This is a genomic window from Streptomyces sp. MP131-18, from assembly GCF_001984575.1.
GTDB classification, from domain to species: domain Bacteria; phylum Actinomycetota; class Actinomycetes; order Streptomycetales; family Streptomycetaceae; genus Streptomyces; species Streptomyces johnsoniae.
This window is the reverse complement of record NZ_LZNS01000001.1, coordinates 5518881-5541041: the sequence shown is the minus strand read 5'-3', so window position 1 is coordinate 5541041 and position 22161 is coordinate 5518881. Positions and strand designations below refer to the sequence as shown.

Below are 22161 nucleotides of genomic sequence, written 5' to 3'. Positions count from 1 at the left end.
CGCGCGCCAGGGCGGCTTCCGACCGGCAACGCCGTCCGTGGCAACCGCCCCGTCGTCGCCCCGACCGCCCGCGCGCACGCGCGCACGCGCGGGCGTGCGCGTGGCGTTCCCCTCTGCACCGCCGCCCTGCGCCGCGCCTCCTTCGGTGCGGCCATGCCAAGCTCGGCACCCCAGGAGGTTCACTATTCAGAAATTATGATTTAAGTTGCGTCCATTGGCGATGCCGGCCTGCCGGACGGGCCGACCCGGGTCCGGCGCCGAGGCAAGGAGATCGATGGTGTACAAGGTGACCCTGCGCCCGTCCGCGGAGTCGTTCGGCGGCCATCTCAGGATGGGCGAACCCGAGGGGCAACCGGACCGGATCGCCGCCACGAGCACCCACCTGGTGCGCGGCGGCCGTCCCTGGTTCCCGGTCATGGGCGAGATGCACTTCTCCCGCTGCCCCCGCGAGGCGTGGCGGGAGCGGCTCCTCAACATGCGGGCCGGGGGCATCGGCGTCGTCGCGACCTACCTGTTCTGGCACCACCACGAGGAACAACAGGGCGAGTTCCGGTTCGAGGGCAACCGCGACATCCGCGCGTTCGTCGAGCAGACCGGCGCGTACGGCATGGACGCCGTGGTGCGGATCGGCCCCTGGGCACACGGCGAAGCCCGCTACGGCGGCTTCCCGGACTGGGTCCAGCACTCCGGCACCCGGACCCGCACCGACGACCCCGCCTACCTCGACCTGGTCCGGCCCTACTACACGCGGATCGGCGCGGAACTCGACGGCCTCCACCACACCCAGGGCGGGCCGATCGTCGCCGTCCAGATCGAGAACGAGCTGTACGACCAGCCCGAACACCTCCGCACCCTCAAGCGGATGGCGCAGGACGCCGGGATCACCCCGCCGCTGTGGACCGCGACGGCCTGGGGGGAGGCGCAGCTCCCCGCCGACGAATTCCTCCCTGTGTACGCGGGCTACCCCGAGGCGCCGTGGGACGACGCCCATCCGGGATGGGCCCGGCACAACAGGCGGCACTTCTTCTTCACCGCGCTGCGCGACGACCACACCGTGGGCGCCGACCTCCGCCGCCGGCCCACCGCCGGGCAGGGCCCCGACCCCGGCCGCTACCCGTACGCGACCTGCGAACTCGGCGGCGGCGTCCAGGCGACCTACCACCGCCGCCCCCTCGTCCCGCCGGAGGACGTGGCCGCGCTGGCCCTCACCAAGATCGGCAGCGGATCGTCCTGGCAGGGCTACTACATGTACCAGGGCGGCACCCACGTCACCGACGCCGCGACCACCATGCAGGAGTCGACCGACACCGGCTACCCCAACGATCTGCCGGTCATCAGCTACGACTTCCAAGCCCCCCTCGGCGAGTACGGACAGGTCCGCCCCGCCTACGGACTGCTCCGCCTCCAGCACCACCTCCTGGCCGCGGCGGGCGAACGCCTGGCCCCGATGCCGTTCGCCGCGCCCGACCGGAGCCCCCGGGACCTCGACGACCGCGAGACACTGCGCTGGGCCGCGCGCAGCGACGGCACCTCCGGCATGCTGTTCGTCAACACGCACCAGCCCGGCGGGGAGACACTGGCCGCGCACCGCGCCGTCCGGTTCCGTCTCGACACCGCGGACGGACCGCTCGAACTGCCCACGGAGCCCGCCGACATCCCCTCAGGCGCCTACTTCGCGTGGCCGTTCCGCTGGCCGCTGCCCGGCGCGGCGACCCTGGAGTCGGCCACGGCCCAACTCGTCGCCGTCCTGGACGACATGGTCGTGCTGACCCGCACCGCCGGCATCCCGGTCGAACTGGTCCTCACCGGTGTCGACCCGGCCTCGGTCGAGGGCCCGGGCGTCATCGTGGACGACCTCGGCGCCGACCGCACCCGAATCCGGGTGCCGCACCCCGGCACGGACGCGCTCATCCGGCTGGACGGGCTGCGGCTGCTGGTCCTCGATGAGCACACCGCCCGCCACACCACGGTCGGAGAGCTGTGGGGAACTCGTCGGCTGCTCGTCGGAGACGGCATCCACGTCGTGCCCGACGGACGACACCTGCACATCGAGAGCGGGCCCGCCGGCGGCACCCTGCTCGTCCTTCCCGCACCGACCGGCACCGTCGCCCCGCGAGACCTGGCGACCTCGCGGCTCAGGCTGCGCGCCACCGGGGAAAGCGGGATCTTCGCACGGTTCGAGGTGGACGCACCCACGGCCGTGCCCGAGGCCGCGCTGGTCGAACTCGCCGCGGCCAAAGGCCCGGCGCCGCAGCGTATCGGCGGTCCGCTGAAGCGCGCCGCCGCTCCCACCGACGCCGACTACGCCCTCGCCGCCGCCCATCGCGTCGAGTTCGACCATGAAGCCTTCACCGCGGCCCACCGACTGCTGCTGCGGCTCGACTGGGTCGGGGACGTCGCCCGCGCCGAGATCGGCGGCACTCCGGTAGCCGACCAGTACTGGAACGGTGCCCCCTGGGAGATCGACCTCACCCGGCACCGAGCGGCCCTGGAGGACGGTGCGGAGTTGGTCCTGCGGCTGCTCCCGTTCGATCCCGCCGCGAAGATCCACGTGCCCGACCACCAACGCCCGGACGAGGTCACCCTGCGGCTGCGGGAAGCCCGGCTGGTCCCCGTCTACCGTGCCGCTGTCGGGATCGGTGCGCCGTGAGCGGGCTGAGCCGACGTCGCTTCCTCGCCGTGCTGGGCGGGATGGGGGCGCTGGCCACCGGGTGTGCGACCGCGTCCCCGGCCCGACCGGTGACGGACGGCCCGGTCGGTCTCAAGCTGTGGTTCCACGACCCGAGTTACACCGCAACTTTCCAGGCCGCCCTGAGCGACCGGAGCATCATGCGCGGGTCGGCGTACACACCCTCCCTTGAGGTGACCGCCGCCTCCGGCTCCGACCTGCTGACGCGCACCATCACACAGTTCATGGCCGACGGCTCCCCGCCCGACCTGCTGGGCATCATCAGCTCCGAGTTCCCCCGGGTGATGAAGGGAGAGCTCGCCGAGTCCCTGTTCCTGGACCTCTCGGAGATCGCAGCTGGGAGTACCAGCAGAGCAGTTCCTTCGCCGGTGATCGACGATGGTTCGACGCGCTCATGGCCGTCGAACCTGAGGACCGCCCCACCCGGCTGGCCGACGCCCTCGCCGACGCTTACGAACTCGCGGAAGCCGAAGGGCTCGCCGAGGTGATCGCGTTCGTCGAACTGCACAACGAGGTCCAGGGCGGATACCTCACGGAAGGACTGCCAGGACGCGAACCGGCCGTCGTGGAGCTGCGGGAGCGCCTCGAACGCGGCCTGGCCCGCTTCCACGAACGCCAACCCGACGTCCCCGTCACGGTCAACTACGCCCGCGTACCGTTGGACGCGTTCCGCGGCATACCCGAGAACATCGACGTCGGCGTCTTCCACCCCTATGTCTACGGAGTTCTCGACGAACTCGTGGTCGGCTACGGCCTGCGCTCGACCGACGGCGGATTCGACGAGGAACGCGCCCGTGCCGACCTCATGCGCCCCGGCGCCCCGGCGCCCCGACGTTCGGCCAGTGGCGTCCGCCCGCCGGCGAGGAATGGCGGCTGAAGGCCACGATCGTCGGCAAGCCCGAGATCTACGTGCACGACTGGTGCGACGCCGAGGCATGGGACCGATTCCTGTACGAACGCTACGGCGAACACCGCAGGTCCATGCTGCGCACCCTGGACACCTGGATCTCCGCGGCTGCCGATCAGTGCGCCGGACGCGGGATTCCCCTGGTCTTCGGCGAAGGCTGGATCGGCTGCACCCCGCTGAGCGGCAACTTCGAGGAAGGGCCCGTCGGTGCGGAGGTCTGCCGGGAGGCCGTCCGCCTCAGCGCGCGGGCCGGGGCATGGGGCACGATCGTGTGCTCCAACGCCGCTCCACACCATCCGATGTGGAACGACATCGCACTCCAGCGCGAGTGCAACGGCACGTTCTCCGGAACGGAGACGTCGCCAGAACGATCGTGAACTCACGTCGACGCCGAACGGCGGCGAGGGCGAACCCCGGTTCGCCCTCCCCGCGTCAACGCGGCTCAGCGCCTGACTTCACGACCTGAAGCGGCAGCAGCTTCTTGCCCGTGGGGCCGATCTGGATCTTGGTGTCCAGCTGCGGGCACACGCCGCAGTCGAAGCAGGGGGTCCAGCGGCAGTCCTCGACCTCGGTCTCGTCCAGTGCGTCCTGCCAGTCCTCCCACAGCCAGTCCTTGTCCAGGCCGGAGTCGAGGTGGTCCCACGGCAGGACCTCCTCGTAGCCGCGCTCGCGCGTCGTGTACCAGGCGACGTCGACGCCCTGCGGGGTCAGGGCCCCCTCGGCGCAGGCCATCCACTGGTCGTAGGAGAAGAACTCCCGCCAGCCGTCGAACCGGCCGCCCGCCTCGTACACCGCGCGGATCACCGCGCCGACGCGCCGGTCGCCGCGCGAGAGCAGTCCCTCGACGGTGCCGGGCTTGCCGTCGTGGTAGCGGAAGCCGATGGAACGGCCGTACCGCTTGTCGGCGCGGATCGCGTCGCGGAGCTTGGCCAGCCGGGCGTCGGTCTCCGGCGCCGAGAGCTGCGGGGCCCACTGGAACGGGGTGTGCGGCTTGGGCACGAAGCCGCCGATGGAGACGGTGCAGCGGATGTCGTTGGACCCGGAGACCTCGCGGCCCTTCGCGATGACCCTGGTCGCCATCTCGGCGATCTGGAGCACGTCCTCGTCGGTCTCGGTGGGCAGCCCGCACATGAAGTACAGCTTCACCTGCCGCCAGCCGTTGCCGTAGGCGGTGGCGACGGTGCGGATCAGGTCCTCCTCGGAGACCATTTTGTTGATCACCTTGCGAATCCGCTCGCTGCCGCCCTCGGGGGCGAACGTGAGGCCGGAGCGGCGCCCGTTGCGCGTCAGCTCGTTGGCGAGGTCGATGTTGAACGCGTCGACGCGGGTGGACGGCAGCGAGAGGCCGATCTTGTCCTCTTCGTACCGGTCGGCGAGGCCCTTGGCGACGTCGGCGATCTCACTGTGGTCGGCCGAGGACAGCGACAGCAGGCCGACCTCCTCGAAACCGGTGGCCTCAAGGCCCTTGTCCACCATGTCGCCGATGCCGGTGATCGAACGCTCGCGCACCGGCCGCGTGATCATGCCCGCCTGGCAGAACCGGCAGCCTCGCGTGCAGCCGCGGAAGATCTCCACCGACATCCGCTCGTGCACGGTCTCCGCCAGCGGCACCAGCGGCTGCTTGGGGTACGGCCACTCGTCGAGGTCCATCACGGTGTGCTTGGCGACACGCCAGGGCACACCCGGCCGGTTGGGCACCACGCGGGAGATCCGGCCGTCCGGCAGGTACTCCACGTCGTAGAAGCCCGGCACGTACACCCCGCCGCTGCGCGCGAGGCGCAGCAGCAGCTCCGCGCGCCCGCCCGGGCGGCCTTCGGCCTTCCAGGCGCGCACGATGCGGGTGATGTCCAGGACGGCCTGCTCGCCGTCGCCGACGACCGCGCAGTCGATGAACTCGGCGATGGGCTCCGGGTTGAACGCGGCGTGCCCGCCGGCCACCACCACCGGGTGGTCGGTGGTGCGCTCCCGCGCCGACAGCGGAATCCCGGCCAGGTCGAGGGCGGCCAGCAGGTTGGTGTAGCCCAGCTCCGTCGAGAAGGACACGCCCAGCAGGTCGAACGCGGAGACCGGCCGGTGCGCGTCCACCGTGAACTGCGGGACGCCGTGCTCGCGCATCAGCTCCTCAAGGTCGGGCCAGACGCTGTAGGTGCGCTCCGCGAGGACGCCCTCCTGCTCGTTCAGCACCTCGTAGAGGATCATGACGCCCTGGTTGGGCAGCCCCACCTCGTACGCGTCGGGGTACATCAGCGACCAGCGGACGTCGCAGGCGTCCCAGTCCTTGACGGTGGAGTTCAGCTCACCACCGACGTACTGGATCGGCTTCTGAACGTGCGGGAGGAGGGCCTCCAGGCGCGGGAAGACCGACTCGACAGGCATGGGCTCGCGTCCTTCTGGGAGGGCGGTGGCGGTTGTGGGCTGGATCATTCAGCGTACCCGCAAGCGGCCCGCCGCCCGTTCCCCGGCCGCGGCCAGCCCGGTCTCCCGGCCGTGCAGGGCCCCGTAGGTGAACGAGGGCTCGCCCGCCGCCTCGGCCTCCGCCGCGACCTGACGCAGTGCGGCCCTGGCGACCACGCTGTCGTGGTGGTCGCCGAGCACCTGCTGCACGCGCTTGAACCGCTTGCCCGTCCGGCGGGCCTTCTTGCCCAGCGCGGGCCGGGCCGCCTCCGCCGCGTACCTGGCGCGTTTGGCGGCCTTGCGGGCCCGGTGCAGGGCGGCGTCGCGGCCGGGCCCCGGCTCGGCGGCCAGGGCCGCGTCGAGCCGCCGCGCCAGGCGGTCGCCCTCGCGGCGCAGCGTCTTCGTCATGGCCTTGGCGGCCGGCCGCCCCGCCGCGTCGGTCAGGGGCGGCGAGGTGCCGAGCAGCAGGTCGAGGGTGTCGAGCAGCGACAGGTACCGCGGGCTGTCCAGGGCGGCGGTGACGCCGGCCCCGGACGCCTGCCGCGCGATGCCGTCGCGGCGGGCCAGGCGCAGTGGCACCGGGCCGCGCACCAGCTCCGGCGGCAGCTCGGCCAGCCGCGTCCCGAGGCGCTCCGCGAGCACCTCGCGGTCGCGGTCGACGCCGAGTTCGCCCGCGAGCCAGCGCAGTTCCTCCGCGAGCGGCTTCGTCGCCGCGCGGTCCAGGGTCTTGCCGTGGCTGCGCAGGCAGCTGCGCAGCCGCCGGGTGGCGACCCGCATGCGGTGCACGGAGCCGGGCCGTTCGCGGCGCACCGCGGGGTCGAGGCCGACGAGGATCTCCCACTGGCGGCGGGCGTAGGCCAGGACGTCGCCGCCCGCGGTGCCGCCCGCGGCGTCGGGCGCCGCCCAGGCGGTGGCCTCGGCGGTCTCGGCGAGGGCGCGGGCCAGTTTGGAGGCGCCGCCTGAGGGCCGGAGACCGGCGGCGGCCAGCCGTTCCTCCACCGCGTCCAGGACGGCCGGGTCGGCACCGTCGGCCAGTTCGACCTCGATCTCGGTCCACTCCGCGGTGCGCCCGTCGCGCCGGGCGGTGACCATGTCGACGGCCACCTCGCCGAGGGCGGTGCCCTCCACGTCGAGGAGGAGCCGCCGGCGGCGGTCGGTGTGCAGGCTGACGATTGGGCCGATCGGCTCCCGGCGGATGCGGGCGCGCAACAGCGCGAGCAGCGAGTCGGGCAGCTGGTCGGTGAGCGGGGCCCTGATCTCCTCGCGCGAGGAGCCGCCGAGCGGCAGTTTCAGGTGCCAGCCGTCGTCGGCGCCGCCGGTGCGGCGGCGCAGCGTGACGCCGCCGGCGGCGAGGCGCCGGTCGGCGGTGTCGTAGTACACGGCGTCCAGGAGCAGGCCGCCGGGGTCGCGTGTGGTGTGCACCGGCCCGGTGCCCGCCAGTTCGGGCAGCGGCACGGGCCCTTCATACTTGCGCTCGGTTTCCTTCGTGCTGCTGATTTCCTGTTTTGTCGTCATGCCCGTCCTCGTCCGTCGCCTGCTGTCCCGCCCCTACGAGTAGGCAGGAGGAGCCCGGCGCAAACGGACGTTTCAGGCGGCGGAGAGCGGGCGTTTCATGCGGACCGACTGGAGCAGCCCGATGGCGACCCACACGGCGAACATCGACGTGCCGCCGTAGGAGAGGAACGGCAGCGGCAGGCCCGCGACGGGCATGATGCCCAGGGCCATGCCGATGTTCTCGAAGCACTGGAACGCGAGCCAGGCGACGATGCCGGCCGCGATGATGGTGCTGTACAGGTCGGTGGCGCCGCGGGCGATGCGCAGCGCCCGCCACAGGACTATGCCTATCAGCACGATGATCCCGCCCGCCCCGATGAAGCCCAGCTCCTCGGCGGCGACGGTGAAGATGAAGTCGGTGTGCTGTTCGGGCACGAACTGACCGGTGGTCTGGGTGCCCTGGAAGAGCCCCTTGCCGTCGAGGCCGCCCGACCCGATGGCGATTCTCGCCTGGTTGGTGTTGTAGCCCACGCCCGCCGGGTCCCGGGACGGGTCGGCGAACGCGGCGAATCGGTCGAGCTGGTACTGGTCGAGCACGCCCAGCGCCCAGACCAGCACCGCCGCGGCTATCCCGGCCAGGACGAGGCCGATCGACCACCGCAGCGGCGCGCCGGAGGCCAGGAGTACGCCGAGGACGATCATGCCGAGGACCATGGCCATGCCCATGTCGTCGATGACGACGATGGCCAGCGGCGCCCCGGCCAGCGCGAGCGCCTGGAACACGGCACGGCTGCCCGGGTAGTCGCGGTCCCCCGCGTCCACCTGGGCCGCGAGTATCAGCGCCATGCCGAGCACGACGGCGACCTTGGCGAACTCGCCGGGTTGGAGGGTGTACCCGCCGAGCGAGAGCCAGGCGCGCTGCCCGTTGATCTCCGTGCCCAGCGGGCTGAACACCAGCAGCATCGCGCCCAGCGAGAAGGTGTAGAACAACGGCACGGCGCTGCGCAGCCGCTGGTGCCCCAGCCACATGACGCCGATGGCGAGCGCGACTCCGACGGCCAGGTTTATGCCCTGCCTGACCAGGAAGAACTGGGGGTCGCCGCCGTTTATCTCGGTGCGGTTGCGCGTCGCCGACCACACGAGCACCGCGCCGAGCACGGACAGCGCCAGCGCGGCGAGCAGCAGTATCCAGTCGACGCGGCGGGCCACCGAGTCGCGGGCGGCGAGCCGGCGCCACGTGCTCTTGCGCGCGGCCGACCCGCCGAGGGTCAGGGTGTGAACACTCACCGGGTATCCGTTCGTCCTGCCGTGGTGCGGCCCGTCACTCGTTCTGCCGCCGGTCGGGCGGCAGGCCCGGCGGTGCCTCCCCCGCCGGGCTGCCCGGCACTTCGGGCGGCAGGTCCTCCGTCACCGTCCCCACGGGGCCGTCGACGGCGTCCTGCGGCTGTCCCGGCGGCGGCGAGCCCTGCACGCCGCCCTGCCGCACGTCCTGGCCCGGCTCCGCGGCGGGATCGCCGGCCTGGTCGGCCCCTTCGCCGCCGTCGGCCCCTTCGCCGCCGTCGGCCCCTTCGCCGCCTGCCACCTCCTCGCCTTCGTTCTCGTCCTGCTCGGGAACGATGGCGCCGGTCTCGTCGATCGGCGGCAGGTCGCGGTGCGGCTCGGGGAGGAGGGCCGCGTCCTCGTTGACGGAACCGCCGGAGACGCCGTAGATCGCCTCCCAGATGTTCCGCACGGCCGGGCCCGAGGCGCCCGAGCCGGTGCCGGCCTGGGCGATGGTCATGACCACCGTGTAGTCGTCCGAGTAGGTGGCCAGCCACGACGTGGTCTGCCTGTCCCCCGACGCCTCCGCGGTGCCGGTCTTGGCCCGCAGCGGAATCTCGTTCTGCGGCCACCCGCCGAAGCGCCAGGCGGCGCTGCCGTCGCCGGTGACGACGCCCGCGGTGGCGTCCCGCAGGTTTTCCATCGTCGCCTCGTCCACGGGCAGGTCGCCCGCCGCCTGCGGCTCGAACTCCTCGACGACCTCGCCGTCCGCGGCGATCACCGCGCGGCCCACCTGCGGGGTGTAGAGGGTGCCCCCGTTGCCCAGGGCCGCGTAGATGGAGGCCAGCTGGATCGGGGTGACCAGCACGTCGCCCTGGCCGATGCTGAAGTTGAGCATGTCACCGGCGCGCATCTTCATGCCCTCGGTGCAGTTCTCGCGGGCGATCTGCGCGGCGTAGTCGTCACGGTCGGAATCGGCGATCTCGCACCACGATTCCTCGTTCAGCTCCCAGTACTCCTGCTTCCAGTCCCGGTCCGGGATACGGCCGGGCGCCTCGTTCGGCAGGTCGATGCCGGTGGGGGTGCCGAGGCCGAAGTCGTGCGCGGTGCGGAACAGCCAGTCGTCGGGATCGTCGACGGGGTCGATACCGCCGTCGTTCTGCCACTCGCGGTGGGCGATGCCGTAGAACACCGTGTTGCAGGAGACCTCGATGGCGCGGCCGAGGCTGATCGGCCCGTAGGAGGAGGACTCGAAGTTGCGGAACGTCTGCCCGCCGACGTCGTACGAGGCGGAGCAGTTGTACCGGCCGTCGAAGTCGTACCCGGCCTGGACGGCCGCGGCGGTCGTCACCACCTTGAACGTCGACCCGGGCGGGCCCTGGCCCTGGATGGCCCGGTTCAGCAGCGGGTCGTTGGCGTCCTCGTCGGTCAGGGCGGCGTAGTCGCTGCTGGAGATGCCGCCGACCCACACGTTGGGGTCGTAGTCGGGGGCCGAGGCCATCGCGACCACGCGGCCCGTGTCGTTCTCGATGACGACGGCCGAGCCGGCGTCCGCCTCGTAGTTGCGCCCCGAGACGTCGTCGTGCTCCTGCCGCGCGGCCTCCATGGCGCCGACCAGCTCGCGCTCGACCACGGCCTGCACCCGGGAGTCGATCGTGGTGACCACGTTGGCGCCGGCCTCGGCGTGCCGGCTCTCGGCCTCGCCGAGCACGCGGCCGAACTTGTCCACCTCGTAACGGGTCACGCCCGCGTCGCCGCGCAAGTAGCTGTCATACGTCCGTTCGAGGCCGGAACGCCCGATCTGGTCGGACCGCAGCAGCGGCGCGTCGGTGTCCTCCGTCTCCTGGACCTCGTCGTCGGTGACCGGCGAGAGGTAGCCGAGGACCTGCGCGGTGTTCGCGCCCTCGGGCGCGGGGTAGCGACGCACGGCGCTCGGCTCGGCGCTCACGCCGGGGAAGTCCTCGGCGCGCTCGCGGATCTGGAGGGCCTGCTGCGTGGTGGCCTCGTCGGTGATGGGGATGGGCTGGTAGGGCGACCCGTTCCAGCAGGGCTGCGGCGTCTCGGCGTCGCACAGCCGCACCTGGTTGGTGATGTCCTCCATCGGCATGTCGAGCAGCTCGGCGAGGCGGGCGAGCACCGCCTCGCCGTCGTCCGGCAGCCGGCTGAGCTTGGAGCGGTCGACGGAGACGACGAGCCGCGTCTCGTTGTCGGCGATGGGCACGCCCCGCGCGTCGAGGATGGCGCCGCGCACCGCGGGCTGCACCACCTGCTGCACGTGGTTGCCCGCCGCCTCGGCCGCGAACTCGTCGCCCTGCCGGATCTGGAGATACCACAGGCGGCCGCCGAGCGTGAGCAGCAGCGAGAACACCAGTATCTGGATGACGACCAGCCTGATCGTGACGCGCGATGTGCGCCCGGTCTCCGGGATGTTGGTCACAGCACCTCCCCGCGGGCGGACCCGGTCGATTCCTGCCGCCTCACAGGCGCTTCACTCCCTTGATGCGCCCGGCCCGGTTGCGGGCCGACCGGCCGAGCAGCATGGGGCGCCGCGCCCCGAGCCGGGCGGCCTTGCCGTAGCGGGTGCGGCGCGGCGTGCGGCCGCGCGGCCCGCCACCGCCGCCGCCCAGCCATCTGACGGCCGTGTCGCCGCCGCCGGAGGCGCCGGAACCGCCGTCCCCGGCGAGCGGGTCGCTCTCCAGGCGGCGCGCCAGGCTCATCACCAGCGGCACCGCGAACGGCGCGAGCAGCAGATCGTAGATGGTGGCGGTGACCAGCAGGTCGGTGAGCCCGACGCCGCGCGCCGCGGTGTCCCCGACGAGCGCGCCGACGCCCGCGTACAGCAGGGTCGACGTCACGGCGCCCGCCGCGACCACCAGCATCGGCACGGTGGCGGAACGGTGCTGGCCCGTCTCCGGCTTGGTGAGCCCGGCCGCGTACCCGATGACGCACAGCACCAGGGCGTAACGGCCGACCGCGTGGTCGGCGGGCGGCACGAGGTCGGCGAGCAGCCCGGCGGCGAAGCCGGTGAGGCAACCGCCGACGTGCCCGTACACCAGGGCGAGGCCGAGCACCGTGAGCAGCAGCAGGTCGGGGACCGCACCGGGCAGTTGGAGCCGGGCCAGGACGCTGACCTGGAGCATCAGGGCCACGATCACGAGGATGAGCGCGAGCAGCGCGCGGGAGACTCGCATCGGTCAGCTCCTGGTCGCCGGGTCGTCGTCTTCCCCGCCGCCGTCGGCGGCTCCTGCGTCGGCGTCGGCGTCCGCATCGGCGCCCGCGTCGCCGTCCCGCTCCTGCTCCTCGTTGCGCGCCTCGTCCTCCGGACGCGGCGGCAGCACCGAGTCGCGCGGATTGTCGCGGGGCGGCTCGACGACGACGCCCACGAGGTCGAGCTGTGTGAAAGCCACGTACGGCTGGACCTGGACCGTCCTGGTCAGATCGCCCGTCGAACGCTCGACGTTGACGACCTCGCCGACCGGAACGCCCGGCACGAACGGCCGGTTCTCCTCGGACCCGAAGGTCACCATGCGGTCGCCCTCCTGGACGCGGGCCTGCTGATTGATCAGCTGCACGTCCAGCGTGTTGTCGCCGCGGCCCGTCGCGAGGCCCAGCTCCTCGCTGCCCTCCAGGCGCGTGCCGACGGTGAAACCGGGGTCGTTGGCCAGCAGCACCGTGGCGGTGCCGGGGCCGACGGTGGTGACGCGGCCGACGAGCCCGTCCCCGTTCAGCACGGTCATGTCGCGGGTGAGGCCGTCCTCGCTGCCCGCGTCGATCGTCACGGTCCAGGAGAAGCCCTGCGCGGCGCCGATCGCGATGACCTGGGCCCCGACGATGCCGTACTGCCCGGCGCCCGCGGTGCGCAGCATCTCGTCCAGCTGCTCTATCCGCGAATCGCGGTGCTCCTCGCTGCCCAACTGCTGCCGCAGCTCGGCGTTCTCGCGCTCCAGCTCGCTGATGCGCGTCCGGCGGTCGCCGGACTCCCGGACGGCCGAGATGGCGTTGGCGACCGGGTCAACCGCGCCGGCGACACCTTCCTCGACCGGCCCGAACACGGAGGCGGCGGCCTCTCTGGCGCCGTCCAGCGGGGAGTTGTCACCGCTGCGGATGTCCATGGTGATCAGGGCGAAGGCGACGGAGACCAGCAGAACGAGTAGCAGCCGGCTCTCTCGGGTGTCCCTCACGTGCGGCGGCCGTGCCTTTCTGGTCGGTCAGGGGAATCGTCGGTCACTGGGCCAACGATCCGCCACGCGGATTGGTGTCCCTCCACGCGGCGGACCGAAGCGGGCGTGGCGCGCCCGGCGGTCACCGCCGGGGCTGCGCGTCCAGGACCTGCTGAAGCGCCTCGAACTCCTCGACGCACTTGCCCGAGCCGAGCGCCACCGAGTCCAGCGGGTCCTCGGCGATGTGGATCGGCATGCCCGTTTCCTTGCGCAACCGTTCGTCCAGGCCACGCAGCAGGGCGCCGCCGCCGGTGAGGACGATGCCGCGGTCCATGATGTCGCCGGACAGCTCGGGCGGGCACTTGTCCAGCGTCGTCTTGACCGCGTCCACGATTGCGTTGACCGGCTCCTCCATGGCCTTGCGCACCTCCGCGGAGGAGATGACCACCGTCTTCGGCAGACCGCTCACCAGGTCGCGCCCGCGGATCTCCGTGTGCTCGTCCTGGTCCATGTCGTGCGCCGAGCCAATGGTGATCTTGATGCTCTCCGCCGATCGCTCGCCGAGCAGGAGGCTGTATTCCTTCTTGATGTGCTGGATGATCGCATTGTCCAGCTCATCGCCCGCGGTGCGGATCGACTGCGCCGTCACGATGCCGCCCAGCGAGATCACCGCGACCTCGGTGGTGCCGCCGCCGATGTCCACCACCATGTTGCCGGTCGCCTCATGGACCGGCAGGCCCGAGCCGATCGCCGCGGCCATCGGCTCCTCGATGATGTGCACCTGCCGCGCGCCGGCCTGCGTGGACGCCTCGATGACGGCACGCCGCTCCACGCCGGTGATACCCGAGGGCACGCAGACGACGACCCGCGGGCGGGCCAGATAGCGGCGCTTGTGGATTTTCAGAATGAAGTAGCGGAGCATCCGCTCGGTGATCTCGAAGTCGGCGATGACGCCGTCCTTCAGCGGACGGACCGCCACGATGTTGCCGGGAGTCCGGCCGATCATCTTCTTCGCCTCGGCGCCCACCGCGAGAATGCCACCGGTGTTGGTGTTGATGGCGACGACCGACGGCTCGTTGAGGACAATCCCGCGACCTCTGACGTACACCAGCGTGTTGGCGGTCCCGAGGTCGACTGCCATGTCACGTCCGATGAACGACATATTGTTCGCCATAGGGATACATCTGGCCTTCCAGCTGGAGCGATTTGTGCAAGGAGGTCGGCGTGGAGTGCGATGAGCGGTGCGCCTGCGGGCCTCCCCGCTTGCGCGGGGAAAGCGGCGGCGATGCCATCGTATCCACGGCCGGTCGAACACGGAGCGCCGGAGCGCCGGTTTCGCCATTGTCGGCGGAACGTGGCCCACCCTCCATCATGGTGACGGCGTGTTCGGGGGGCGGGTTCCCTCGTTCGACTGTACCCAGCGGAATGGAAGACTGCATTCAGGCGAACTTCGCAGGTCGCGCGGTGCGCTGCCGCCACCGGCCGCGGAGCGCGTTCAGGCGAGGCCGGGGAAAAAGATCTTCAGCTCGCGTTCGGCGGACTCCTCCGAGTCCGAGGCGTGAATCAGGTTCTCGCGCACGATCGTGCCGAAGTCGCCGCGGATCGACCCGGGCGCGGCGGCGATCGGGTCCGTCGGGCCGGCCAGCGTCCGCAGGCCCTCGATGACCCGTTCGCCCTCGACGACCAGCACGACGCTGGGGGCGGCGGACATGAAATCGAGCAGCGGCGCGTAGAAGGGCCGGCCGACGTGCTCCGCATAATGCGTCTGAAGCGTGTCCCGGTCCAGCGTGCGCAGCTCGATCGCGGTAATCGTCCAGCCCGCCTTGCGCTCGATCCGGCCGATGATCTCACCGATCAGGCCCCTGGCGACCGCGTCAGGCTTCAGGAGGACAAGAGTGCGCTGGCTCATATCGGGCGGCTCCTGGGGAAGAGGGGCGAGCGAGGCCAGCATGAGAGTACCGGGCCCGCGCCCGCGGCCCGACGCCGGTCCCGCCTGCGGCGGCCAGGGGCGGCCTCAGGCCGCCGCGCGGGCCGCCTTCAGCCGGTCCACCTCGCGGCCGAAGTGGACCGACGCCCACCACAGACCGGCGAACGCCCCGCCCAGCAGGAACATCGCGGGCAGCACGAAACCGGAGGCGATCAGACCCGCCTGGAGCGCCCAGCCCAGGTGCACGCCGACCGGGCGGCCGAGCATGCCGCACAGCAGCAGGCACAGCACCATGGCCGTGCCGCTGACCGCCCAGAGGGTGCCCGTGGGCACGTCGGAAAGCCGCATGGCCACAAGACCCGCGAGGCCGATCACGATGAACTCCCCGACGAGCGTGCCGGCGCAGAGCGTGCGCATCAGCGGGACCCCCCGAGCAGCAGCCTGGCTTCCCCGACCGTGATCACCGAGCCCGTGACGAGCACGCCCGCGCCCGCGTACTCGTGCTCCTCCTCGGCCAGCGCGATCGCCGCGTCCAGCGCCTCGTCGAGGCGCGGCTCGACGACGACGCGCTCCTCGCCGAAGACCTCGACCGCCACCCCGGCCAGCCGGTCGGCGTCCAGCGCGCGGTGGCTCCCGTTCTGCGTGATCACGACCTCGGTCAGGATCGGCTCGAACGCCTCCAGCAGGCCGCGCACGTCCTTGCCCTCGCTCGCGCCGACGACGCCGATGAGGCGGCTGAAGCCGAACGCCTCGGTGACCGCCGCCGCGGCGGCCTGCGCCCCTGGCGGATTGTGCGCCGCGTCGAGCAGAACGGTGGGGCTGCTGCGCACCACTTCGAGCCGCCCGGGCGAGGTCACGGCCGCGAACGCCTCGCGCACCACGTCCACGTCCAGGGTCCTGGCCTCTCCCCCGGCGCCCACGGCGGCGCCGACGCCGAAGAACGCCTCGACCGCCGCGAGGGCGACGGCCGCATTGTGCGCCATGTGCTCCCCGTACAGCGGGAGGAAGAGCTCCGGGTACTCGCCGCCGAGCCCGCGAAGCGTCAGCAGCTGCCCGCCGACGGCCATCTCCCGTGCGAGGACTCCGAATTCGAGGCCCTCCCTGGCCACCGTCGCGTTCTCCTCGACGGCGCGTCGCAGGATCACGGAGGCGGCGTCGATCGGCTGCTGGGCGAGCACCACGCGGGCGTCGGCCTTGATGATCCCGGCCTTCTCGACCGCGATCTTCTCGGGCGTGTCGCCCAGCCGCTCGGTGTGGTCGAGTCCGATCGGGGTGATCACCGCGACCTGGCCGTCGATGACGTTGGTCGCGTCCCAGGTGCCGCCCATGCCGACCTCGACGATCGCCACGTCCACCGGCGCGTCGGCGAACGTCGCGTACGCCATGCCCGTGAGCACCTCGAAGAACGACAGCCGGTAGTCCTCCCGGGCGTCGACCAGCTCGACGTAGGGCTTCACGTCCTCGTAGGCGGCGACGAAGCGCTCGGCCGGCACCGGCGCCCCGTCCAGGCTGATGCGCTCGGTGATGGACTGGACGTGCGGGCTGCTGAAGCGGCCGGTGCGCAGCTCGAACGCGGTGAGCAGCGTCTCGATCATGCGAGCGGTACTCGTCTTGCCGTTCGTCCCCGTGACGTGGATGGCCGGGTACGAACGCTGCGGCTCGCCGAGCACGTCCATCAGCGCGCGGATACGGACCACCGAGGGGTCCAGCTTGGTCTCCGGCCAGCGCTTGGACAGCTCGGTCTCGACCTCGCGCAGCGCCCGGTCGGTCTCCGGGTCGGCGGGGCGGCCCGGCAGGTCCGCCTCCCGCGAAGCACCGGCCTGGGTGCGCAGGGTGCGGCTGCCCGCCTCGATCACCGCGAGGTCGGGGTCGCGGGCCCCCTCGGCGGCCACGATGTCTTCGAACTCTTCCAGGGGACCGCCGGAGTCGGGCGTGTCCGGCGCGGGTGTGTCGCTCACACGGCCAGTCTACGGACGTCCGCCGACAGCCCCGCGGTCACGGGAGGCCCGCCAGCTGGGTGCGGATGCGCTCGATGTCGGCGCGTGCGGTGTCCTGGCGCACGCGGATCTTGTCGACCACGGGCGCGGGCGCCTTGGCCAGGAAGCTCTCGTTGCCGAGCTTCGCCGTGGTCTGCGCCAGCTCCTTCTCCGCGGCGGCGAGGTCCTTGGCCAGGCGCTTGCGCTCGGCCTCGAAGTCGATGGCCCCGGACAGGTCGAGCGCGACGGTGGCGCCCGCCACCGGCAGCGTGGCGGTCGCGTGGAAGCCCTCGCCGGCCGGCTGGAGGCGCAGCAGGGCGCGCACCGCCTCCTCGTGCGCGCCGAGCCGGGTGCCCGCGAGGTCGAGCGCGGCCGGAACGCGCTGGCCTGGCTGGAGGCCCTGGTCTGCGCGGAACCTGCGGACCTCGGTGACCAACTGCCGCACGGCGTCGATCTCCTCCTCCGCGGCCAGGTCACGGAAGCCGGAGTCGGCGGGCCAGTCGGCGACGACGACCGACTCACCGCCGGTGAGCGTGGTCCACAACTCCTCGGTGACGAACGGCATCACCGGGTGCAGCAGCCGCAGCGTGACGTCGAGGACCTCGCCGAGCACGCGCCGGGAGACCTCGGCGGGGCGCCCGCCGGCGGCGAACGTCGTCTTGCTCAGCTCGACGTACCAGTCGAAGACCTCGTCCCAGGCGAAGTGGAAGAGGGCGTCGCTCAGCTTGGCGAACTGGTAGTCGTCGTAGTAGGCGTCGACCTCGGCGATCGTCGCGTTGAGCCGCGAGAGGACCCACCGGTCGGTCGCGGACAGCTCCTCGGCGCCGGGCAGCGGCCCTTCGACGGTGGCGCCGTTGAGCAGGGCGAAGCGCGTCGCGTTCCACACTTTGTTGGCGAAATTGCGCGAAGCCTGCACCCAGTCCTCACCGACGGGCACGTCGACGCCGGGGTTGGCCCCGCGGGCCAGCGTGAAGCGGACGGCGTCGGACCCGTAGGCGTCCATCCACTCCAGCGGATTGATCACATTGCCGAACGACCGCGACATCTTCTTGCCGAACTGGTCGCGGACCATGCCGTGGAGGGCGATCGTGCGGAACGGCGGTGCGCCGTCCATCGCGTAGAGGCCGAACATCATCATCCTGGCGACCCAGAAGAAGAGGATGTCGTAGCCGGTGACCAGCACCGAGTTCGGATAGAACTTCTCCAGGCTCGCGGTGCGCTCCGGCCAGCCGAGGGTGGAGAACGGCCACAGTCCTGAGGAGAACCAGGTGTCCAGCACGTCGGTGTCCTGATGCCAGCCGGGGCCGGACGGCGGCTCCTCTTCCGGGCCGACACAGCGGACCTCGCCACCGGGGCCGTACCAGACGGGGATGCGGTGCCCCCACCACAACTGGCGGGAAATGCACCAGTCGTGCAGATTGTCCACCCACTCGAAGTACCGGGAGGACATCTCCTTGGGGTGGATGGTGACCCGCCCGTCGCGGACGGCGTCCCCCGCCTCCTTGGCCAGCGGGCCGACCTTCACCCACCACTGCATGGACAGCCGCGGCTCGATGGTGGTCTGGCAGCGCGAGCAGTGCCCGACGGAGTGCTGGTACGGGCGCTTCTCGGCAACGATGCGCCCCTCGGCGCGCAACGCGCCGACGACCGCGGACCTGGCCTCCAGCCGGTCGAGGCCCTGGAACGGCCCCGGCGCGGTGATCACGGCACGCTCGTCCATGACCGTCAGCTGCGGCAGGCCGTGCCGGCGGCCGATCTCGAAGTCGTTCGGATCGTGGGCCGGGGTGACCTTGACCGCACCGGTCCCGAACTCGGGGTCGACGTGCTCGTCGGCGACCACCGGGATCGAACGGCCGGTCAGCGGCAGTTCGACCGTCCTGCCGACCAGGTGCGCGTACCGCTCGTCGTCCGGGTGCACGGCCACGGCGGTGTCGCCGAGCATCGTCTCGGCGCGGGTGGTCGCGACCACGACCGAGTCCTCGCCCTCGCCGTAGCGGATGGAGACCAGCTCGCCGTCGTCCTCCTGGTAGGCCACCTCGATGTCGGAGATGGCGGTCAGGCAGCGCGGACACCAGTTGATGATGCGCTCGGCCCGGTAGATCAGCCCGTCGTCGTACAGCCGCTTGAAGATCGTCTGAACGGCGCGGGACAGCCCCTCGTCCATGGTGAACCGGTCGCGCGACCAGTCGACGCCGTCGCCGAGCCGCCGCATCTGGCCCTGGATCTGGCCGCCGGACTCCGCCTTCCACCGCCAGACGCGCTCCACGAAGGCGTCGCGCCCGAGGTCGTGCCGGGAGGTGCCCTCCGCGGCGAGCTGCCGCTCGACCGCATTCTGCGTGGCGATGCCCGCGTGGTCCATGCCCGGCTGCCACAGCGTCTCGAAGCCCTGCATCCGCTTCCGGCGTGTGAGGGCGTCGATCAGCGTGTGCTCGAAGGCGTGCCCGATGTGCAGACTTCCGTACACGTTCGGCGGGGGGATGACGATGGTGTACGCGTCCTTGCCGCTGGCGGCGTCCGCCGCGAAGTACCCGCGCTCCACCCAGCGTTCGTACAGCCTCTCCTCTACGTCGGCCGGCGTGTACTGCGTCGGCAGATCGGCAGGGGCGCTGCGGGGCCCGTCGGCGGGCGGCTGGGTGTTCTCGGTCACGAGTCAAGTCTATGAGGAGCCATGTCCCGAATTCGAATCGGTTGCGCTCGGCGGCCCTTTGACGCCGGGGCCCCCGCCCCCGGCGGCGGCTTCCGAGAAGCCCGGGGGCCGCGAATGTACAGGGAGGCATCTCGTCAGACAGGATGGTCGGAGGTATCGCGTACGTACAACTGCGCAGCAAACAGCTCCTAAAGGGGAAGCGCCATGAGTCATAACCAGCCGGGCCCGTACGGCCAGCAACCCCCGCAGGGTCCGCCGCCAGGACAGCCAGGACCGTACGGGGCGCAGCCGCCGCAGGGCCCGCCGCCGGGCGGCGGGCCGTACGGACAGGGCGGCGCCCCGGGCGGACCGCCGCCCGGCGGTGGCTACGGCTTCCCCCAGCAGCCAGGTCAGCCCGCCCCGCCCCACGGGGCGCCGGGCGTGCCGGGTCAGCCGGGCCCGCCCCCCGGGGCGCCCGGCGGGTACGGGCAGCCGCAGCCGCCCGGCCCTTACGGCCAGCAGCCCCCGCAGGGCCCGCCGCCGTACGGGCAAGGTCCCCCGCCGGGTGGCGGGGCGCCGGGTGGCGGGAAGAACAAGACGACGCTCGTCGTCATCGCCGTGGTCGCCGCGCTCGCGGTGATCGGCGGCGGCGCGTTCTTCCTGCTCGGCGGTGACGACGAGGGCGGCGCGACCGGCGCCCCCTCCGACGACGGCACCGCCTACACGCTGAGCCTTCCCGAGACCAGCGGCGACTTCCAGCGGGCCCCCGACCAGGGCGGCATGCAGATGCCGGACGAGCAGGAGCAGGCCGAGCTGGGCCTGTCCGGGATGGAGGGCGACAGCGGTACGTACGCCACCTTCCAGCCCGAGGACATCCCCCCGCCCGGCAGCGTGGTCTCCATCGTCGGCGGCATGTGGGGCGAGGTGCCCGACCCCGAGGCCGGCGTCGACGCGCTGTTCGCCCTGGCCGCCGAGGAGGCGTCGGGCGACACCGAGATGGAGCTGGTCGACAGCCCCAGCAACTTCAGCGACGACCAGGCGTACGTCAAGTGCCAGGCGGCGCGCGGCCTGGAGAACGACCCCGACCTCGGCTACCGGGCCGAGGCGTCGGTGTGCGTCTGGGCGGACTACAGCACCATGGGCATCGTGATCCTCACCCCGACGCCCGACCTCCCGGCGGACTTCGACCCGAACGCGACCGAGATGCCGGAGCTGAGCGCGCCCGAGCCGATCGGCCTTGAGGAGAGCGCGGACATCACCAAGGAGTTCCGCACGAACTCGCTCCAGGAGGCGTGAGCCGCCCGGCGCAGACACCGGAACGGGGCCGGACCGCGAGCGCGCGGTCCGGCCCCGTTCCTGCGGGCCGAAAGCCCTAGGCCGTCTTCTCCTGCGGCGGAACGGCGCCGCCGCGCTGCTGCTTGCTCAGCCGGGAGCGCGGGACCAGCGTCGGGTTGACATTGGACCGCACCACCTCTTCGGTGACCAGGACCTGGCCCACGTCCTGCCGGGAGGGCACCTCGTACATCACGGATTCGAGGACTTCCTCCATGATCGCGCGCAGGCCACGGGCGCCGGTGCCCCGCAGAATGGCCTGGTCGGCGATCGCCTCCAGCGCGGGAAGATCGAACTCCAGCTCCACCCCGTCCAGCTCGAACAGCCGCTGATACTGCTTGACCAGCGCGTTGCGCGGCTCGACGAGGATGCGCAGCAGTGCCTCACGGTCGAGATTGTGCACCGAGGTGATCACGGGGAGACGGCCGATGAACTCCGGGATCATGCCGTACTTCACCATGTCCTCGGGCAGCGCGTCCGTCAGCAGCTGAGCGGTGTTCCGGTCGCGCTTCGACCGGATGTCGGCGCCGAAGCCGATGCCCCGGGCACCCGACCGGGCCCGGATGATCTCGTCCAGGCCCGCGAAGGCCCCGCCCACGATGAACAGCACGTTGGAGGTGTCGATCTGAAGGAACTCCTGGTGCGGGTGCTTACGCCCGCCCTGCGGCGGCACCGCCGCCGTGGTGCCCTCAAGGATCTTCAGCAGGGCCTGCTGGACGCCCTCCCCGGAGACGTCCCGGGTGATCGACGGGTTTTCGCTCTTGCGGGCGACCTTGTCGATCTCGTCGATGTAGATGATGCCCTGCTCGGCCTTCTTGATGTCGTAGTCCGCGGCCTGGATGAGCTTGAGCAGGATGTTTTCCACGTCCTCGCCGACGTAGCCCGCCTCCGTCAGCGCGGTGGCGTCCGTGATGGCGAACGGAACGTTGAGCATGCGGGCCAGTGTCTGCGCCAACAGGGTCTTCCCCGAGCCGGTCGGGCCCAGGAGCAGGATGTTGGACTTGGCCAGCTCGATCTCCTCGTCGCGCGAGCCGGCGTCTGCCTCGCTCGCCCGCACACGCTTGTAGTGGTTGTACACGGCAACCGAAAGCGCCTTCTTGGCGTCTTCCTGGCCGACCACATAACTTTCCAGGAAATCGAAGATCTCGCGCGGCTTCGGGAGCTCGCTGAGGTCCGAGTCGGGCGACTCGGCCAGCTCCTCCTCGATGATCTCGTTGCAGAGATCGATGCACTCGTCGCAGATGTAGACCCCCGGACCCGCGATGAGCTTCTTCACCTGTTTCTGGCTCTTGCCGCAGAACGAGCACTTGAGCAGATCGCCGCCATCACCGATGCGTGCCACGAGGTGCTTCCCCTTCGCCTGCGCACCGCCGGGGAGACGGTGCACTCATGCTTT

Annotated in this window: 16 protein-coding genes; 4 read left to right on the top strand and 12 right to left on the bottom strand. The window is 71.7% G+C overall.

Annotation, left to right across the window (positions count from 1 at the left end; genetic code table 11):
* Positions 1–274 precede the first annotated feature (274 nt).
* From STBA_RS25015 to STBA_RS38395, 3 genes are all read left to right on the top strand, one after another.
* Complete coding sequence (locus STBA_RS25015; RefSeq protein ID WP_077061392.1) at positions 275–2650, top strand: beta-galactosidase; 2376 nt, start codon at positions 275–277, stop codon at positions 2648–2650.
* Between the two features lie 433 nt (positions 2651–3083).
* The gene (locus tag STBA_RS38400) at positions 3084–3566 is read left to right on the top strand and encodes a hypothetical protein (protein ID WP_216355965.1); all 483 of its coding nucleotides are present in this window, start codon (positions 3084–3086) and stop codon (positions 3564–3566) included.
* 32 nt (positions 3567–3598) lie between these two features.
* On the top strand, positions 3599–3973 hold the full coding sequence (locus tag STBA_RS38395; RefSeq protein WP_077061389.1) for a hypothetical protein: 375 nt from the start codon (positions 3599–3601) through the stop codon (positions 3971–3973).
* 55 nt (positions 3974–4028) lie between these two features.
* On the opposite strand, the gene STBA_RS24995 is transcribed toward STBA_RS38395, so the two are convergent.
* From STBA_RS24995 to STBA_RS24945, 11 genes are all read right to left on the bottom strand, one after another.
* A complete protein-coding gene (locus STBA_RS24995; RefSeq protein ID WP_077061388.1) occupies positions 4029–5972 on the bottom strand; it encodes a TIGR03960 family B12-binding radical SAM protein in 1944 nt (647 codons plus the stop codon).
* A 48-nt stretch (positions 5973–6020) separates the two neighbouring features.
* Complete coding sequence (locus STBA_RS24990; protein WP_077061387.1) at positions 6021–7505, bottom strand: CYTH and CHAD domain-containing protein; 1485 nt, start codon at positions 7503–7505, stop codon at positions 6021–6023.
* Between the two features lie 72 nt (positions 7506–7577).
* On the bottom strand, positions 7578–8771 hold the full coding sequence (locus STBA_RS24985; protein ID WP_077061386.1) for an FtsW/RodA/SpoVE family cell cycle protein: 1194 nt from the start codon (positions 8769–8771) through the stop codon (positions 7578–7580).
* A 34-nt stretch (positions 8772–8805) separates the two neighbouring features.
* Complete coding sequence (gene mrdA / locus STBA_RS24980) at positions 8806–11181, bottom strand: penicillin-binding protein 2 (RefSeq protein WP_077061385.1); 2376 nt, start codon at positions 11179–11181, stop codon at positions 8806–8808.
* Positions 11182–11221: 40 nt separating this feature from the next.
* The gene (mreD, locus tag STBA_RS24975; protein WP_077061384.1) at positions 11222–11935 is read right to left on the bottom strand and encodes a rod shape-determining protein MreD; all 714 of its coding nucleotides are present in this window, start codon (positions 11933–11935) and stop codon (positions 11222–11224) included.
* 3 nt (positions 11936–11938) lie between these two features.
* Positions 11939–12925, bottom strand: coding sequence for a rod shape-determining protein MreC (mreC, locus tag STBA_RS24970; protein WP_077061383.1), 987 nt, complete (start codon positions 12923–12925; stop codon positions 11939–11941).
* A 121-nt stretch (positions 12926–13046) separates the two neighbouring features.
* On the bottom strand, positions 13047–14066 hold the full coding sequence (locus tag STBA_RS24965) for a rod shape-determining protein (protein WP_077063569.1): 1020 nt from the start codon (positions 14064–14066) through the stop codon (positions 13047–13049).
* A 333-nt stretch (positions 14067–14399) separates the two neighbouring features.
* On the bottom strand, positions 14400–14813 hold the full coding sequence (gene ndk, locus STBA_RS24960) for a nucleoside-diphosphate kinase (protein ID WP_077061382.1): 414 nt from the start codon (positions 14811–14813) through the stop codon (positions 14400–14402).
* A gap of 105 nt (positions 14814–14918) precedes the next feature.
* Positions 14919–15248: a DUF4233 domain-containing protein gene (locus tag STBA_RS24955; protein WP_077061381.1), complete on the bottom strand. Its 330-nt coding sequence runs from the start codon at positions 15246–15248 to the stop codon at positions 14919–14921.
* Complete coding sequence (locus STBA_RS24950; RefSeq protein WP_077061380.1) at positions 15248–16789, bottom strand: folylpolyglutamate synthase/dihydrofolate synthase family protein; 1542 nt, start codon at positions 16787–16789, stop codon at positions 15248–15250. Before STBA_RS24950 ends, STBA_RS24955 begins: the two co-directional genes overlap by 1 nt.
* Positions 16790–16826: 37 nt before the next feature.
* Positions 16827–19454, bottom strand: coding sequence for a valine--tRNA ligase (locus STBA_RS24945; protein WP_077061379.1), 2628 nt, complete (start codon positions 19452–19454; stop codon positions 16827–16829).
* A gap of 204 nt (positions 19455–19658) precedes the next feature.
* On the opposite strand from STBA_RS24945, the gene STBA_RS37990 reads away from it, so the two are divergent.
* Positions 19659–20729 (top strand): hypothetical protein, encoded by a 1071-nt coding sequence (locus STBA_RS37990; RefSeq protein WP_171987781.1) that lies wholly within the window; start codon positions 19659–19661, stop codon positions 20727–20729.
* 76 nt (positions 20730–20805) lie between these two features.
* On the opposite strand, the gene clpX is transcribed toward STBA_RS37990, so the two are convergent.
* Positions 20806–22107 (bottom strand): ATP-dependent Clp protease ATP-binding subunit ClpX, encoded by a 1302-nt coding sequence (clpX, locus tag STBA_RS24935; protein ID WP_077061377.1) that lies wholly within the window; start codon positions 22105–22107, stop codon positions 20806–20808.
* Positions 22108–22161: the final 54 nt, after the last annotated feature.

Bases quoted from the DNA above. Each gene is read 5' to 3' on its own strand.
- STBA_RS24995 (WP_077061388.1), bottom strand. From the start codon at position 5,972: ATGCCTGTCGAGTCGGTCTTCCCGCGCCTGGAGGCCCTCCTCCCGCAC.
- STBA_RS37990 (WP_171987781.1), top strand. From the start codon at position 19,659: ATGAGTCATAACCAGCCGGGCCCGTACGGCCAGCAACCCCCGCAGGGT.
- mreD (WP_077061384.1), bottom strand. From the start codon at position 11,935: ATGCGAGTCTCCCGCGCGCTGCTCGCGCTCATCCTCGTGATCGTGGCC.
- STBA_RS24955 (WP_077061381.1), bottom strand. From the start codon at position 15,248: ATGCGCACGCTCTGCGCCGGCACGCTCGTCGGGGAGTTCATCGTGATC.
- ndk (WP_077061382.1), bottom strand. From the start codon at position 14,813: ATGAGCCAGCGCACTCTTGTCCTCCTGAAGCCTGACGCGGTCGCCAGG.
- STBA_RS24965 (WP_077063569.1), bottom strand. From the start codon at position 14,066: ATGTCGTTCATCGGACGTGACATGGCAGTCGACCTCGGGACCGCCAAC.
- STBA_RS24990 (WP_077061387.1), bottom strand. From the start codon at position 7,505: ATGACGACAAAACAGGAAATCAGCAGCACGAAGGAAACCGAGCGCAAG.
- STBA_RS25015 (WP_077061392.1), top strand. From the start codon at position 275: ATGGTGTACAAGGTGACCCTGCGCCCGTCCGCGGAGTCGTTCGGCGGC.
- STBA_RS38400 (WP_216355965.1), top strand. From the start codon at position 3,084: ATGGCCGTCGAACCTGAGGACCGCCCCACCCGGCTGGCCGACGCCCTC.